Genomic DNA, 14980 nt, shown 5'->3' on the forward strand with positions numbered 1-14980 from the left:
CTACTAGAGTTTCGGACAAAGAAAGCAGCCAACTGGAAGTCTATTTAACGCTCAACACTTGCGTCAGAAAATTTGAAGATACATTGATAAAAATACAAATACTGACCGTAGGACAAACACTTAGACACCATCTGCACTGCAATAACTATAAACAGAGGTGCTTTTATAGTTAGAAGGAACACCAAAACATGGAACGCGATACATTTGGAATTTGCCTGAATAAGGCCATGCTGTCAGAGAATATGTATTCAACGTTTACACACGTCAGAGCTTATGAAAAGAGTGATGCTAGCTCCGCTGATCTTAAGGTGCTGCTGTCATTCCCACAGATGAGTGGCAAAGACTTGCTGAATACAATGCGAGGTTCTCGTCAGCTTGAGTGGAGAGCAGAATTTCACTGCCCTTCCATGAAGTGAAACAGTAGAAAACACGTAATAACGCTGCGCCCAACTAAGCCCCACTTAATTGGGCGCAACATTTCTCCAACAATTCTTTTGTCCAATCACTTAACACTTTCTAATGAATACTTTATATTAGAGCTAATACTCTAAAGCAAAGTAGCCACTATGAAACAAACCGGAAAGTTCTGGATTTTGGGCCTTCTCAGCAGCTCGATTTCTCTTGCCTGTCACTCGGCTCCCATCACATTCGATGATGCATGGAAATTGTTGTTAGAAAACAACTATTCCCTTAAAGCGCAACGTGCCAATGTAGAAAGTTATGAATACCAACAAAGCGCGACAGATAACCTCAACTTACCGCAAGTAAGCATCGGCGCGAACTACACGCGTTTAGATACGGACGTCACCTTGTCCGGACAGCAGATTCTCGATAGCACTGGGCAACACATTAGCGTGCCACCTGTTTTCCAACCTATTTTTAGTGCGCTTGCGAATACTACATCGACGATCACTGAGCGTGACATCTTCTCCTCTTCTATTCGTGCTATTTGGCCAATCTTTACTGGCGGTCGCATCAATGCAGCTCAAACCGCTGCAGAAGGTAAAACGGACGAGGCAAAAAGCCAACTCGCAATGGAGCAGCAAGCTCGCTTTGAAGACCTCTCCAAATACTACTTCTCCGTTGTCCTAGCAAAAGAAGTATTGGCAACCCGCCAAGCGGTAGAGAAAGGCTTAACCAAACACCGCGACTTTGCGATTAAGATGGAGGAGCAAGGTCAAATCGCCCGTGTTGAGCGCCTTCAAGCGGAAGCTTCACTAGACAAAGCCAAAGTCGAAACACGCAAAGCTGCCAGTGACCTGAGTATCGCGCAAGCGGCTCTTGGCAAGATCTTAGCGCAAAACGATTCTGTAGAACCTTCAGAAACGCTGTTTATCAACAATAACCTGCCGCCGTTGAATGCGTTTGTTGATCAAACACTGCTGACCTACCCGGGCTTAGATTTGTTGGATGCCAAACACAAACAAGCATCAAGTCTAATCAAAGCTGAAAAAGGCAAATACTACCCAGAAGTTTACCTATACGGTGATTACAGCCTGTATGAAGACGACTCTCTTGCCAGCCAAATGAAACCGGATTGGTTAGTGGGTGTGGGCGTAAACATCCCGCTTATCGAATCCACTGGCCGTAGCGAAAAAGTAAAAGCGGCGCAAAGCATGGTCACGCAAGTCGATGCGCTAAAATCACAAGCGAAACAAGACTTGTCGCTTCTGGTACAAAAGACCTACCTAGAAGCACAACAAGCCATTGATGAAGTGCAAGGTCTAGAATCTAGTATCGCCCTTGCGGACGAGAACCTACGCTTGCGCGAAAAAGCATTCACTCAGGGCTTATCATCCTCTTTGGATGTCGTTGACGCGCAACTGTATGTCGCCAGCGTAGAAACACAGCAATCAGCGGCACGTTTCCGTTATCTGATTTCTTTAACCAAACTATTAGCACTGAGCAGCGAAATGAACAGCTTCGCTCAATACCAACATACTGCTTACGTTCCAACATCAGCATCCAAAGAGGCAAAATAAGTCATGGCAGCAAAATCTCTAAAACCCGCTCTACTATCACTTTGTGCTTTGGGTGTCGCTTCTTGGGTTGGCTACCAGTTCTACCAAGCATATCAACCAGAACCGGCACGTTTACAGGGGTTGATTGAAGCGCAGCAATACAGCATCTCTTCTAAAGTTCCTGGTCGTATTGATGAAGTCATGGTGCGCAAAGGCGATGATGTCGAGAAAGGTCAGTTGATCTTTACCCTTCACAGCCCAGAAATAGAAGCAAAATTGGAACAAGCCAAGGCAGGTGAAAAAGCCGCTGGCGCATTGGCCCTAGAAGCAGAAAAAGGTGCACGTGAGCAACAAATTCAAGCCGCAAAAGACCAATGGTTGAAAGCGAAAGCGGCTGCAGATTTGATGGAAAAGACCTACCAACGTGTAAACAACCTTTATAAAGATGGCGTAGTTGCGGAGCAAAAACGCGACGAAGCCATGACGCAATGGCAAGCATCTAAATACACCGAAAGCGCAGCGTTCCAAATGTACAACATGGCGAAAGAAGGCGCGCGTAGCGAAACCAAAGTCGCAGCAGCAGAAAAAGCACGCATGGCGGCTGGCGCAGTAGCGGAAGTAGAAGCGTATGCCAAAGACACGCAAATCTACAGCTGGTTTGATGGTGAAGTCTCTCAAGTTTTACTGCAAAGCGGCGAACTTGCACCTCAAGGCTTCCCGGTTGTGACGGTTATTGATACCCAAGATTCTTGGGCAACACTGAACGTACGCGAAGATTTGCTCAAACACTTCACCAAAGGCACGACCTTTAAAGCTTACCTACCAGCATTGGATAAAGACGTTGAGTTTAAAGTCACCCATGTTGCCGTAATGGGCGATTTCGCTACATGGCGCGCGACAGACGCATCGAAAGGTTTTGATCTTCGCACATTCGAAGTGGAAGCTCGCCCTACCCAACCAGAGCCTGAGCTACGCATGGGCATGAGTGTTGTGGTTGAGCTGTAATCGCGTTGGCTTAAGATTATGACGATTCAAATCTCACAACGACAAATCCTGCGGCGCGATAAGTGGTTATTATCTTGCCTGACATGGGTGCCGATCTTATTGGCCGTCACTATTTGGGGTGTTTTCTCTGCAGGTATTGCAAGAGATCTCCCTATCGGTGTGGTTGATTTGCAGCACTCGCAGTTGTCACGCAAGATGATTCAATCTCTTGATGCCTCTTCCACTCTTTCTGTTGATTTCCACTACAGCAGTTCGACAGAAGCGAAGAACGCGATGATCGAGGGTGATATCTACGCTTATGCTGTGATTCCCCCTCAATTTGACCAAGACATTCTTTTGCATCGACAACCACAGCTATCTGTCTTCTTTAACAGCCAATACATTTTGGTTGCCAAGTTGATCAACTCGGCAGTCGCGCAGTCTCAAGGGTATTTTGATGCGCAGCTAGAAACCATGGGTAACTTAGCAAAGGGGAATACCACAACGCTTACTGCCGTTGGTCAAGCAGTGCCGATTTCGACTCAGATTACGGCTCTATTTAACCGCAATACCAACTACGCTCAGTTTTTGGTGACAGCGATTGTTCCGGCGATCTGGCAGATCTGTGTCGTAGTCAGCACCATTTTGATCCTCGCGGCGCATTTTCGCCTTTATGGTAACGGCAACAATAGTTTTGCTTTCTTAGGCGAGCGCCCTTTCACTCGACTAAGCAAAATTCTAAGCCAGTACATTCCTGTCTTTATGGCACAAGGCGCGCTGTTCTTAGTCTGGTTCTACATGGTGCTTGATTGGCCGATGGAAGGCAGTTATCTGGTGATGCTATTAGCGCAGTTCGTAACGACTATCGCATGCATCATCATGGGAGCCTTGTTCTTCTTCCTATCGATGGACCCAGCTCGCGCGATGAGCTTTGCTGGCGCATTTACCGCGCCTAGCTTCGCGTTTATGGGTATTACTTTCCCCGTTTCAGACATGAATGCTCTTGCCCATGCATGGAGAGGATTGCTGCCAATTACGCATTACATCGAAGTTCAAGTGGACCAAGCAAGCTACGGCGCAAGTGCGGCACAATCTATCGGCTCACTCTGGCCGATGGTTGGGTACATTATCCCGCTACTGATGACGGCAGCTTTATTAGCAAAACATCGCAACACAGCTTTGCTAAACAGCGCATCTTCAACAGATAGCAAACAGGAGGTTGTATGACACTGTGGCAACTGATTAAAACAGAACTTCGCTCAGTGATGACCAACCCTGTCGTGGTACTGACGGTCTTTGGTGGCGTGGTATTTTACTCCTTCTTATACCCACTTCCATACGCACAACAAACACCGAGGGAACAGCCAATAGCGATTGTGAATCTCGATGGAAGCCAAACCAGTCTAACCTTAGAGCGCATGGTCGATGCCACGCCTCAGGTTAAGGTAGTGACACGTTTACATACTATTGCCGATGCGAAACAAGCATTCTTAAACCGAGAGATAACTGGCTTCTTGGTGATTCCAGAACACTTCTACAAAGACTTGATGCTTGGCAGCAGCCCTACTCTGGCTTATGCCGCCGACGCTTCTTACTTCTTGGTGTACGGCACAGTCGTCGAAGGTTTAGCACAAGCTGGTGGTACGCTTGGCGCTCAAGTTAAAGTAAGCAAGATGGTAATCGATGGTGTGCCACTGAGCATGGCGAGCCATGACTACTCTGCAATCAAACTCAACATGAAACCAACCTTCAACCCAACCATGGGCTACATCGAATACGTGGTGCCAGCGGTGTTTGTATTGATCCTTCAACAAACGTTGATCATGGCAGTCGGGTTGCAAACCGGTACTCAGCGCCATGGTCGTGGGTATTGGTCACAAGTGCCAACAGGCGCTCTGTTGCTGGCCAGAACCTTGGTCTTCGTTGCTATCTACTACTTGCTCAGCGCCTACTATTTTGGCTTCAGTTTTGAACGCTTGAACGTCAATCATGTTGCCAATGCCGGTGAATTGTTGACCTTGCTGTTGCCGTTCTTGCTCGGCTGTTGTGGATTAGGTTTATGGCTCGGTTACTTGTTACCAAGACGCGAGTTGGTGACATTGGTCGTGCTGGTTAGCTCAATGCCATTAATCTTCTTAGCAGGCTTTATTTGGCCGGTTGAGTCGATTCCTGCCCCGCTGCTTTGGTTTGCTGATTTGAGCCCGAGCACGTGGGCAATCAAAGGCTTTTTAGCACTCAACCAAATGGGCGCAACGTGGCAACAAGTCGCTAAACACTGGACCGCACTTTGGGTGCTTACAGTACTTTGGGGTGGCGTTGCTTACTGGATTGCCAAACGCAACACCAAACCAGTAGTAACAGAAAGCTTAGGTTAACGGCTTTTCATCCAATTAAGAAAGGGGCTCACGTAGCCCCTTTTTGTTTGTGTCGATGTTCTAGTGACTCAGTTGAACAGAACAGTTACTGGCTCGTTTTTGGACAGAAGCGAGCTAAGTTATTTGTGGTAGCTCGCCAATATAAGATTAGTAAAAGTAAGTTAAAACCCTAGAAACAATTGGCTCCCATTCGCGAGACTTATTTCCTTAAAGCTCAATAATCTCACATTCTCGAGCAAATTTTCTTTCAATAAGATTTGTCTTTAGTCTGTTTACATCGGAAGTGTATATCACATGGGCAAGGCTACTCTTCGCTCGTGTAGATGTAACATAGAACAGCCGTCGAGTGCGCTCCAAACCAGTTTCTTCACCCGCATCCTGCTTTTTCTTACTACTTTGAGAAAGTTCCTTTACGCCAAAATACTGCTCGTAGGAAAATAAGAACCCGCCGGCTTCATCATCATCCATGATAACCATAACACGATCGAATTCGTTTCCCTTCACGCCTTGATGGGTGCGAAAGATTGAGTTCTCCTCAATGTATTCTTTATAGTTCCGAATTTGAAAGAAATCAGTCTCTAAGGCTTCAGCCCAAGCAGAAATCTCGCTGTCATCCCACTCTTCAGGTTCCGGTTCAAACTCCAGTATGACTTTCGCTTGATCTAGCTTTGATTCAACCACGCGTTCTTCAGTGGTAGCTACAAAAGACTGCAATTTCGCTGGAATTCTTAGGAGATTATGCTCAGCAAGCACTTCTAGAACTTCACGAAAGCTAACCTTATCATTTGAAACCACACATCTAAACGCATGTTCTGCTGCTCGGGCAAGAGCTAGCGGATCATCCTTGTGAGCATCAAGCACACTGGCTTCCAGAAGCGGCGACTTCGTTTCCCTTAAGATAGACATCAATTCAGCTCGGTTTTTCTTCAAACTCGCCTCAGCAATAGGAAAAACAATGCCAGCAAAAAAATTCAGCTCTGTATTTTCACCTTCAGAAATCCGATCTTTAATTTTGCCTGATTTTGAAAGCTTGTCCCAAAGAGCATCAAAACCAAGCCGACGACCAGCCATCTTATGTTCCAGAAGTAAGATAGCTGTTTCTTTTGATTGAATATCTATCCAGTCAGCGTCGCCCGTAACTTCCGCCATAGTCTCACGAATTTTCAATTCGATGTCATCTTTATCCGAAACACCTTGCTGTAATAAGAAATATCGTACGTAACCTTCTGCAGCTCCTTCTCGGGCATACTGTTTCCGTTCATCACCTGCATTACGTATTTGATTGCCTAGCCCAACGATACGTCGAGCTGAACGATGGTTCATTTCCTTATTGAAAGTGATCCAATCGCTTGGCTTTGTGTTGCCTAGTTCGGGTTCACCCCCACCAAAGATGCGCTGCATCGTATCTCCAAACAAGCCGATGACAACTTTATCCGATTTGGTATCTTGCAGCTCAAAAAATGCACTGACTACATCTTTGTTGGTATCCTGACTTTCGTCGAGAAATATAAAAGGGAACTTATTTACTATTACTTCGGCCATCATCTGCTTATTAATCAAAAAAGTTGAGAAAATTTTTAAGACATCTGCATGCGACAGCGAATTCGGGGAGGAGTTAACTCCATTTGGGTCGTAAATAAAAGATCTTGGTTCTGCTAGCCATTCCATTTTTTTAGTCAAGCGGATGATATCTCTTTTTCGAGCATCAGAGGCCTTGCCTGCTCGACCTTTCCGTTCTTTTTCTTCAAGATCTTTTAAATCAGTGGGGATTTTTTCCAAGTACCACTTGCGAATATCCTCATTGAAACCAGCAATAGCGGACCAGCAAAAACTATGAATCGTCGAAACCGCAAAGATTGGGCTTTGTTCAATCCGATCTTTTATTTCATCGGCAGCGTTGTTCGTAAAGGTCACAACAGCAATTTGCTTTCCCTTAAGAATAAAGTCATCAGAATATTGAGCTTTCAGGAATTCTAGAGCCTTTTTCAGGGAGTAGGTTTTGCCTGACCCCGCCCCTGCGAAGGTGATGAAGCTTTTTCCCGAACCAATACTCAGACACTCACGGATACCTTCATCAACTTTATTATCATGATCGATAGGTTTGGTTCCAGCCAAGTAAAATTGCTCTGACATAATTTCCCCCTACGCTTTTGGTGACAGTTGATCTTGCAACCACGTAAGACCATCGCTCATATATTCTGGGGGATTGAAGCTATTCGCCTCATTATCCGCAAGATGAAAGAGGCAATTGAAGGCAAAGTCACCCTTCTTTAAACCTTGCACATAGTCAAAAAGTGACTTCGACAACGGTTCCGTGCCGTTTTCAAAACTAGTTTTCGCATCTTTGAGCTTTTTAATGTTCTGGAAATAATCATCCTCGAAATTCGCCAAAATCAACGCATCTTCAAAAGTTCGGGATAAAATCTTTTCCCCAGAAATCTGTGTTGGTTTTTGATAGGCAACATAAAGAGGTGCATCTCCACTTGTTGTTGAATGCTCCGCTTGAGGTAAGGCCACCAAGTCATCTAGCGCTTCTTTCTTTGGATGCCATTTCTTCAAGGTATCATTATTAGTTTTTTGAACTGACTTCTGTTGCGGGAAACAAGACTTCCCTTCATTATTGACAGAGTCAAGATCTGTCAGCACTAGAGTTGCAACTCCAAGCTTCTCGACTAAATTTCTGTACTTGTGCGTGTGCGCACCGTTCACCTCAAGCATAGAGATGTACCGACTCGACAACTTCGGGAAGCTCTTGGAAATAAATTCAGGCACAAGAAGGCTCTCTGCTTGGCCTTCAACAAAAATAACGCCATCGGCAAAGAAGATGTCACAATGAGTGAGCTTCAAGTGTTTTCTAACAAATAACAGCTCATCTTTTGCCTTCGCAAAAAGCTCTGACATGTTTGCAATTGATGTATGATCCATTTTGATGGACTTATTCGCATCATTTCGTCGGAAGTAACGTAAATCTTTGAAATCAATATCGTTGATAATATGACTAGAGTGGGTACTAATCACGAGCTGTGTCTGGTATTCAGACTTATCTTTTTTGGTTGCCTTGTCGCGCAAATCGGGGTGGTTCCGCAAAGTATCATAAGCTTTCGATACAAACACGCGCTGAACCTGAGCATGAAGATTAACTTCCGGCTCTTCGAGTAAAACTAAATGGATTGGTTCTATCTGATCCTCGACTTTATCCTCAGATAAAGCCGACTTTCCTACGCGCATCCATTTATCACGAAACTCTAGAAGCCTAAAGGTCAGATATATAAGATTTTGGTAGCCAAGGCCTAAGTAGCTTTCGGGAAGAAACTCTTCTTCATTTGTATCAAAACGATATCGGACCGATGAGGATTTTTGCAAAGCATCCGTGCCGCTAATTTTCGCAGCAATTTCAACAGTCGGATTGCCGCCGATACCGGGATATCCCATGCTCTTCAGTTCTTCGAATGGTGCATTGAACTGCTCGTTCAACCTACTGGTAAACCCCTCTTCTAGTTTTTGCTGGTGTCCCAAGACCTCAAGGTCTTCTGGCTCAGGAAAATCTTCGGGGTTCAAGATACGATCGTAATATCCTCGAAGTAGCTTATTGAGCCGCTGCTTTTCCGAATATGGTCCTTTTGGCTCCGTTTTATCTTCATCACCAGAGCCGCGTTGCTCAGATTGAACATCGACTCTGATTAACTTTTTCAAAGCGTCAGATTTTAGGGGCTGCACAACCTCTTTCGAAGTAGGCTCGACTCCTTTACTCAAAATGTAATGCTTTTGCTTAATGAATTTACTGAGGTTACGACCTTTCTCCAAGAAATCACATAGATCTTTGGGCCACAAACTTACTTTACCTGTATAGTTGGATACAACGCCTCTCATATCAACAAACTCACGACACAGTTTAGAAATATCGGTTGCTTCGTAAGTTATGCGAACAAATAACGCCCCACCGCGCCATTCCAGATCTGGCAGGATGTCACGAACCTTGTATGCCTCATTCACTTCCGCAGTAATCTCTATGTCTAAACTCGGCAGTAGACTAATAAGAACATCCGATAGTTCCTGCATTTTCTCGCTAGTAGGGAATTCTTGTTCGATTTGTTTGCCTAGCTTTTGGATTTCCTTCCAATTACGCTTCGATATATCTCGAAATTTTAGATTATCTGGGCTTTTCAGGAAGGTGTGTAGCGCCCCTATACAGGACGTTTTTCCACTATTATTAGCTCCGACAAGGACAGTTGTTTTATCATCGAGCACCAAGTTGACATCGGCTAGTCTTCGGTAGTTTTTCAAAGCGAAAGAGGTGATTTTCATATAACAAAACCTAAAAACAGAAAAGGGGCTTTCAAAAACATAGTCCTGTAATTCTGAACGGATAAACGTCAATGAGAGCAATAATTTACAACATATCGTTGTTTCTTCCTCCTATTCTGCTCGCCTTAAGTAAGCAACTCAACGTATATCAGCAAACTGTGTGACGGCTCAGCGCATAATGAGAATGAACCACTGCAAAACTGATTGAGTAATAGTCTATCGTTTCATTAATATTGATAAGGCAAGGTTCAATTAACAAAATGTGAAATACCCTTTACTCTAACAAGGAAAGGACAAAAAACGATTTAGCTCCACAGAACTAAACCGTTTCTATCAGGTTTGAAAAAGGGTCTTCAAACTATAAATCGTACTATGAGCTTACCTAACGAAAACTTGGAATAATCGCTGGTATCCCTGGTAGTAGACCAACCAATGCCATTACGCTCGTTAACACAACAAACATAATGCCAGGCAACACCCAACGGCTCATTTTACTCAGTTCCCCACTACGCTCTTTACAGCCGACTAAGCCTAAATTATCTAGCAACATGGTGAGAGACCAGCCAAACGCAGGGTTAACGAGCGCTGAAGAAAATACAACTATTGCCGCCGATTGCGTGGTTTTCCCTTCACGCGTCATTTCCATTCCTGCTTCTAGCAAAGGAACAAATACCCCAACAATGAGCGCAACACAAAGTACAGGTTGCCAGATCGCTAAGTCCATTGGGTAGCCCCAAACGGCAGCGATGATACAGAACAGCGCCGTTAGTAACGCGCCGGCAGGAATAGGACGTTTAGCGATAGCCGCCGGAACGATGTAAGTTCCCCACGAAGACGTAAAGTTAGTACCACCGAGCAAAGAGCCGAACGTCTGACGAATTGAAGCGGTAGTCATCGTATCGTCGATGTTCATATGTACTTTTTCTGTACGTTCTGGATAGCTGATTTTTTGAAACACTTGATGCCCTAAAAAATCTGGCGACCACATGGCTACGGCTAAAATAGCGAAAGGCAGTACGACCATGAAATGTTCAATCGTCGGTAACCCTAGCATCCAGCCCGTATCTTCCCCCCACCAATACATCGGGTTCATATTGGGTAAGCCGGGCTCGGTTTGAAAAGAAAACGGAGCGCCCATAGCAAAAGCTAAAGTACCGCCTAGTAAGCAACTAAGAGGGACGGCTAGCCAACGCTTACGAAAGTGTTCCAGTAATGCATATAAAATAATGGTGCAAAAGATCACGACGAAAGCGATGTGATTCATCCCTATTCCCTCTGCCCAAGCGAACAGCTTTTTCACTTGAGAGACGGTTCCAACAAAGCCTAGGTAGAGTAACAAACCGCCACACACGCCTTTACTGGTGAGATTTGCCAGCATACTGCCACCTTTACTGATGGCTAACAGTATGCCAAAGGCGCCAATCAGCAGACCAAAGGCCATAGGGTGCCCACCAGCAGCAACGACGATAGGGATTAATGGGATCAGTGGGCCGTGTGTACCCGCGAGGTTTGCGGTCGGCAGTAGAAAGCCTGAAAAAAGAATTATGAAAACAGAGGCGATGAGCAGTTCATAACGAACATTTTCTAAAATAAAGCCTTCATTCAGCCCTAGCGCTCCGGCAAAGGTTGCTGCGATGGCTCCCACCATAACAACTTTACCAATGGTCGCGGCCATCGCTGGGATGGTGTCTTCTACCTCGAAGCGATAATCTTTAAACGGCAAATTGGGACGCCAACGTTTAGGCGCCATGATTTGCAGCTCGTGCTCTAAATATTGTTCTCGGGACTCAAACTCCGAGCTTGGTTTATGTTGTTGTTCATAAGTGAGTTCATCCTCACTGGCTTTAGGCTTATCTGTTCCAATATGTACGGACTCTAAAGTGCTGCTCATTGTGATTCCTTTCGTTCACACTCTAAGGTGTGTTATTCCAACCAACGTTGTCTACTCACTAAACGAAGATTAAGCGAGTCGTTGTCTATAAATTCTCTGCTACAAGAACTCGATGACTGATCTTTATGAACTCTTAAAATTCAGCTGCTAGTACCTTATACCAAACGAAAAAATACAAATAGTCTCAGTTGGTTAGACATTAGTCGTAGGGTTCGGGCTAACGGTATGAGCTTTGTGATGAAGGAAGAATTAGCACGGGGAGATCTTGTTCGTATCCTACCCGATGTGCACGATTTAGAGATCCCGATTTATACGGTGTACCAAGAGAAAGCCGTGATGCCGTTACGAGTACGAACACTGATTGAGTTCTTAAGACAAAAGACTGATGCGTTTCAGTAACACCATATCTCGCAAAGGGAAATATTGTTAACACCATCACACTGAGAGGTTTGTAGAATCCAATTGCATAATTGACCTAAGTCAACGAACCATTCGTTTATATTCTTTACATATTTGTAAATGAAAGGTGACCAACTGCTTGGGAAGCTAGCAAAATCAAATCGTGCAAAGTTTGGGCGTTTTTAACATCGTTTTTTGCCATAAAAACCATCGATTTTTTGCATTTTATCGAATAAAACGATTGCTATACCGTGGCTTTCAGAGCGTACCAACACGAAGTACGCCGCCCTAGTGAGAGTGAATAAATCACTTAAAAAGGAAGTTATTATGAAAACTCTTATAGCAGTGAGCGTCTTGTCAGTCCTATCTTTCGGTGCCTATGCAGAGCGCCAATCAACAGAGCCCATCAAGGTAATCGAACCAGTTGCTGGACTTGATGCGAAGAAAGTAGAACTGGGTAAAACGTTGTGGTTTGAACCTCGTTTATCCGCCTCCAACACCATTTCTTGTAACTCTTGCCATAACATCGCAAAAGGTGGCGTCGATAACCTACCTAGCTCCATTGGTCATAAATGGGCAATTGGCCCTATCAATTCACCAACGGTGTTTAACTCGGATTTGAACTTTGTTCAGTTCTGGAATGGACGCGCAAAAGATTTGCAAGAACAAGCAGCTGGCCCTATTGAAAACCCACTTGAGATGGCCTTTAGCCACCAGCTTGCGATCGACACGCTCAAGTCGATTCCTCAATACCGCGAGTGGTTTAAACAAGCCTACGGCAGTGAGACGATCACCATTGATAACGTGACTGATGCAATTGCGACCTTTGAGCAAACCTTACGTACACCAAACGCACCGTTCGATCTTTGGTTGAAGGGCGACGATAACGCACTAACAACAGCGCAGGTCGAAGGCTACAACTTGTTCAAAGCGAAAGGTTGTACAGCGTGTCACAGCGGCCCTCTCGCCGGTGGTCAAATGTACCAAAAGATGGGCTTAGTGAAGCCGTTTGCAACGGATAACCCAGATGTTGGGCGTAAGGCGATCACGGGTAATGATTTCGATAAGTTTGTCTTTAAAGTACCGACACTGCGCAACATCGAACTCACCTACCCGTACTTCCATGACGGTTCGGTTTGGGATCTAGAAGAAGCAGTCGCCATGATGGCTGATCTTCAGCTTGGTCAAAAATTGACGAAAGAAGAGTCGGTCAAAATCACTGAGTTCTTACGCTCATTAACGGGTGAGCAACCAGAAGTGACGCTACCTCATCTACCACCGTCAACTAACGAGACGGCACGTCCAAATATCTAACTCGGTCGCACATAAACACAAAGGAGCCGGCTTTGGCTCCTTTGCTTTGGTTTGCCTATATACATAGGTGTGAATTAGCTCGCTGCGACTAATTGGCTCATCACTTCCACAAATCGTTCTGGTTGCTCTAGCATTGGCGTGTGAGCCGATTCAGCAATGATCTCGAGCTTCGTATCTGCCTTTCCAAAATCGATCTGATCCCATGAAAAGGGACGATAAACCACGCCCCTTCTTTTCTATTAGCAGCTAACCGTTGTCTAACAATGAACTATCGTCAATCAACTTCAAGCAACATTCGCCGACTTACTTGTATCGCTGCCTTGTTCAAAGAACTCTTTATGTAGCGCGCAAATCGCTTCTTTATACTCGTCGTCACTCACAACAAACTGCACGTTAACGTTTCTCATTGATGAGTGGAGAGCAATGGGTGTCACGTCGCGATTCATCAGTGCAAAAACGCCTTTAGCTAACGTCTTATTAGTATCGATTTGAGAACCGATTGCAGAGATGAGCGCTACCATGCGTCCATTAATTGAAGCTTGTGGGTAGCGTTTCTCTACTTTGTAACGCACCTTGTTTAAGCTATCTACACTGCCACCTAGGTAATAGGTGATCGAATTTGCGTTCATTTCCTTCCCTATGAGATTGACGCGAGCATCAGCGATTATCTCCATCAACTCGTAGCTAACGTTGTCTACCTTTCCAACCATAGTTTGATCAAATAGGTGAAGCGCAAATACCTTCTGCTTACCGGCAATGATTTCAATGCGGTCGCTTTCTGGGCGGTAATCAGCAGAGATCAGTGTTCCTTTATGTTCTGGTTCAAACGTATTTTTGACCTGTAATTCAATCCCACTTTCGCGCAGTCCTGCCGCCGCATTTGGGTGAATCGCTTCCATACCCAGATTCGCTAACTGATCGGCCACATCATAATTGGTCGTTCCAATTGGATTGACACACTCAACACCAACAACCCTTGGGTCGGCAGAGCTTAAATGGTACTCCTTATGAATTATCGCCAAATCGGCTTTGGTTGTTGCAGCAATTCGGCTAAAGGTCATTTCGCTGTAACCACGATCATAAGTGTGCATCAGCCCTTCTTTGCAATACGCATAACCCGTCACGATTGGTAGCTCTTGAGTCACATCTATCTCTTCAAACGCTTCACGTATCGTCTCATCTAAACTGCGAGGCTGTTGGTTATCCCAACCGGATAGGTCAACAAAGGTCGAGTTAATACCCATGTTCTTTAGCTTTAAGGCGGTGTTATAAGCACTGTGAGCTTCGCCAATGGATGAAAGAAACTCACGAATTTGCGGTAAGTATTGGCGCAGAGAAAACTGCCCGTATTGGCAAGTTTCTAGGATATTGGTTACGCATATTTTTGCTTCTGAAATACGAGAACGAATGAACTTGTCCGCGCGCATACGATTCATGGGATCGGCAAAAATATGTTCGTTTGTCAGCAGCATACGGCTTTCAACATACGCTAGTGCGTCTTGCCAAGCTTCATCTCGTTTAGCGATAAGCTGATAGACACCGGGCTTACTGGTCTTTTTACATTCCAATAGAGCATCTGTCATTCCGCCATAAGCAGAAACAACAAAAATACGGTTATATGGGTTTTGTGGGCGAAGGAGAATGTTGTCGAGTACAGCATCGAATGCTGTCATAGATGTACCGCCGATTTTTTCTACGGTAAATGTCATGAGGGGGCCTTAATGATTGGTAATTTAAAAGAATGGATAAGA

General features: G+C 44.9%; 12 protein-coding genes. 7 read left to right on the forward strand and 5 right to left on the reverse strand.

All coding sequences use genetic code 11. The annotated features are described in order from the left end of the window. Positions 1-188 precede the first annotated feature (188 nt). The 5 genes from QTO06_RS10645 (at position 189) to QTO06_RS10665 (ending at position 5320) form a co-directional block, all read left to right on the forward strand. On the forward strand, positions 189-416 hold the full coding sequence (locus QTO06_RS10645) for a hypothetical protein (RefSeq protein WP_010648656.1): 228 nt from the start codon (positions 189-191) through the stop codon (positions 414-416). Positions 417-566: 150 nt separating this feature from the next. Next, on the forward strand, positions 567-1982 hold the full coding sequence (locus QTO06_RS10650) for a TolC family protein (protein ID WP_331407943.1): 1416 nt from the start codon (positions 567-569) through the stop codon (positions 1980-1982). Positions 1983-1985: 3 nt separating this feature from the next. Then, complete coding sequence (locus QTO06_RS10655; RefSeq protein WP_005446013.1) at positions 1986-2966, forward strand: HlyD family secretion protein; 981 nt, start codon at positions 1986-1988, stop codon at positions 2964-2966. A gap of 18 nt (positions 2967-2984) precedes the next feature. Continuing rightward, positions 2985-4172: an ABC transporter permease gene (locus tag QTO06_RS10660; protein ID WP_331407944.1), complete on the forward strand. Its 1188-nt coding sequence runs from the start codon at positions 2985-2987 to the stop codon at positions 4170-4172. Beyond that, entirely contained in the window at positions 4169-5320 is a 1152-nt protein-coding gene (locus QTO06_RS10665) for an ABC transporter permease (RefSeq protein ID WP_009703302.1), read from the forward strand. The genes QTO06_RS10660 and QTO06_RS10665 overlap by 4 nt, the downstream gene beginning before the upstream one ends. 207 nt (positions 5321-5527) lie before the next feature. Here QTO06_RS10665 and QTO06_RS10670 read toward each other — a convergent pair whose 3' ends face one another. From QTO06_RS10670 to QTO06_RS10680, 3 genes are all read right to left on the reverse strand, one after another. Continuing rightward, positions 5528-7453, reverse strand: a complete 1926-nt coding sequence (locus QTO06_RS10670) for a UvrD-helicase domain-containing protein (protein ID WP_331407946.1) — start codon at positions 7451-7453, stop codon at positions 5528-5530. A gap of 9 nt (positions 7454-7462) precedes the next feature. Continuing rightward, a complete protein-coding gene (locus QTO06_RS10675) occupies positions 7463-9625 on the reverse strand; it encodes an ATP-dependent nuclease (RefSeq protein ID WP_331407948.1) in 2163 nt (720 codons plus the stop codon). Positions 9626-10007: 382 nt separating this feature from the next. Next, on the reverse strand, positions 10008-11516 hold the full coding sequence (locus QTO06_RS10680; protein ID WP_331407950.1) for a DUF3360 domain-containing protein: 1509 nt from the start codon (positions 11514-11516) through the stop codon (positions 10008-10010). A 237-nt stretch (positions 11517-11753) separates the two neighbouring features. Here QTO06_RS10680 and QTO06_RS10685 point away from each other — a divergent pair, with 237 nt between their 5' ends. Together QTO06_RS10685 and QTO06_RS10690 are read left to right on the forward strand one after the other, a co-directional pair. Continuing rightward, the gene (locus QTO06_RS10685) at positions 11754-11915 is read left to right on the forward strand and encodes a hypothetical protein (protein ID WP_443088832.1); all 162 of its coding nucleotides are present in this window, start codon (positions 11754-11756) and stop codon (positions 11913-11915) included. Between the two features lie 327 nt (positions 11916-12242). Next, positions 12243-13229, forward strand: a complete 987-nt coding sequence (locus QTO06_RS10690; RefSeq protein WP_331407951.1) for a cytochrome-c peroxidase — start codon at positions 12243-12245, stop codon at positions 13227-13229. A 74-nt stretch (positions 13230-13303) separates the two neighbouring features. Here QTO06_RS10690 and QTO06_RS10695 read toward each other — a convergent pair whose 3' ends face one another. Further along, a complete protein-coding gene (locus QTO06_RS10695; protein ID WP_331407953.1) occupies positions 13304-13453 on the reverse strand; it encodes a hypothetical protein in 150 nt (49 codons plus the stop codon). 60 nt (positions 13454-13513) lie between these two features. Further along, complete coding sequence (locus QTO06_RS10700; protein ID WP_331407954.1) at positions 13514-14938, reverse strand: aspartate kinase; 1425 nt, start codon at positions 14936-14938, stop codon at positions 13514-13516. Positions 14939-14980 lie beyond the last annotated feature (42 nt).

The organism is Vibrio sp. M260121, from assembly GCF_036533715.1.
Lineage (GTDB): Bacteria > Pseudomonadota > Gammaproteobacteria > Enterobacterales > Vibrionaceae > Vibrio.

What these genes read in the sequence shown, in the direction of transcription:
- QTO06_RS10680 (WP_331407950.1), bottom strand. Translation starts at nt 11,516, where the DNA reads ATGAGCAGCACTTTAGAGTCCGTACATATTGGAACAGATAAGCCTAAA.
- QTO06_RS10645 (WP_010648656.1), top strand. Translation starts at nt 189, where the DNA reads ATGGAACGCGATACATTTGGAATTTGCCTGAATAAGGCCATGCTGTCA.
- QTO06_RS10650 (WP_331407943.1), top strand. Translation starts at nt 567, where the DNA reads ATGAAACAAACCGGAAAGTTCTGGATTTTGGGCCTTCTCAGCAGCTCG.
- QTO06_RS10670 (WP_331407946.1), bottom strand. Translation starts at nt 7,453, where the DNA reads ATGTCAGAGCAATTTTACTTGGCTGGAACCAAACCTATCGATCATGAT.
- QTO06_RS10675 (WP_331407948.1), bottom strand. Translation starts at nt 9,625, where the DNA reads ATGAAAATCACCTCTTTCGCTTTGAAAAACTACCGAAGACTAGCCGAT.
- QTO06_RS10685 (WP_443088832.1), top strand. Translation starts at nt 11,754, where the DNA reads ATGAAGGAAGAATTAGCACGGGGAGATCTTGTTCGTATCCTACCCGAT.
- QTO06_RS10660 (WP_331407944.1), top strand. Translation starts at nt 2,985, where the DNA reads ATGACGATTCAAATCTCACAACGACAAATCCTGCGGCGCGATAAGTGG.
- QTO06_RS10665 (WP_009703302.1), top strand. Translation starts at nt 4,169, where the DNA reads ATGACACTGTGGCAACTGATTAAAACAGAACTTCGCTCAGTGATGACC.
- QTO06_RS10700 (WP_331407954.1), bottom strand. Translation starts at nt 14,938, where the DNA reads ATGACATTTACCGTAGAAAAAATCGGCGGTACATCTATGACAGCATTC.
- QTO06_RS10655 (WP_005446013.1), top strand. Translation starts at nt 1,986, where the DNA reads ATGGCAGCAAAATCTCTAAAACCCGCTCTACTATCACTTTGTGCTTTG.
- QTO06_RS10690 (WP_331407951.1), top strand. Translation starts at nt 12,243, where the DNA reads ATGAAAACTCTTATAGCAGTGAGCGTCTTGTCAGTCCTATCTTTCGGT.